General features: G+C 59.8%; 1 protein-coding gene. It reads right to left on the bottom strand.

Annotated elements, in window-relative coordinates:
- The coding region (locus tag ACTWLT_RS31520; RefSeq protein ID WP_445321492.1) for a polysaccharide biosynthesis protein at positions 1-1,034 on the bottom strand (1,034 nt) is incomplete at its 3' end.
- Positions 1,035-1,123: the final 89 nt, after the last annotated feature.

The following is a 1,123-nucleotide window of genomic DNA, read 5'->3' as shown; positions in this document are numbered from 1 at the left end:
GTGAGGGCCGGGTCTCGGTGGGCCAGCTCCGCGCGGACCTCCGGCAACGTCAACAGCAACTCCACGACCTGCGACACATCCAACCGAGGAGCGTTCGCCGAGTTGAAATCCTCCACCGGACCCCCACCCACCTCACCCTCACTCACATACAACGCGTAATTCAGATCCCGATCATCCACCGGCACCCGGAAAAACTCCCCGAAATCCTCAGCCCGCGCCAACTCCTCACGACTGGCCAACGTCTCATGCAACTTCTCACCATGCCGCACACCAATCGGATCCACCTTCGCCGGCACATCAAACAACTGACACAACGCCGCCGCCAGATCCCCCACCGTGCACGCACTGGCCTTCCGCACAAAAATGTCACCCGGCCGAGCATGCACAAACGCATGCTCCACCAACTCCACCGAATCCTGCAACGACATCAAAAACCGCGTCATCAACGGATTCGTCACCGTCGGCGCCCGACCCGCCTTGATCTGCTCAATAAACAACGGAATCACCGAACCACGAGAAAACATCACATTCCCGTACCGCACACTCGACACCGTCGTCGGACTACCCGGATTATTCCGCGAATGAGCCTGCGCCACCTTCTCCATCAACGCCTTCGACATCCCCATCGCGTTGACCGGATACACAGCCTTATCCGTCCCCAACATCACCACCGAACTCACACCATTACGCTCAGCGGCCTCCACCACATTCGCCGAACCCAACACATTCGTCCGCACCGCCTCCAACGGAAAAAACTCACACGACGGCACCTGCTTCAACGCCGCCGCATGAAAAACAAAATCCACCCCCCGAGCCGCCCTCAACACCGAGTCATAATCCCGCACATCCCCCACGTAATACCGCACCCGCTCATCACCGAGCACCCGCCGCATCGCATCCTGCTTCGCCTCATCACGACTGAGCACCCGCACCTCACCCACACCACGATCAAGCAACCGCCCCACCATCGTCCGACCAAACGAACCCGTACCACCCGTGATCAACACACGACGACCCGAAGCCAAAAAAGACACCCCAACTCCTCCACGTCACTCACGCGACACCAACCACGTTCACCACATGAACGCGCCGACACCACACCCCCGCAACGACCCCACAACCA

The organism is Micromonospora yongxingensis, from assembly GCF_052601155.1.
Note: the sequence above shows the minus strand (reverse complement) of the source record. Positions and strands in the feature narration are given on the sequence as shown.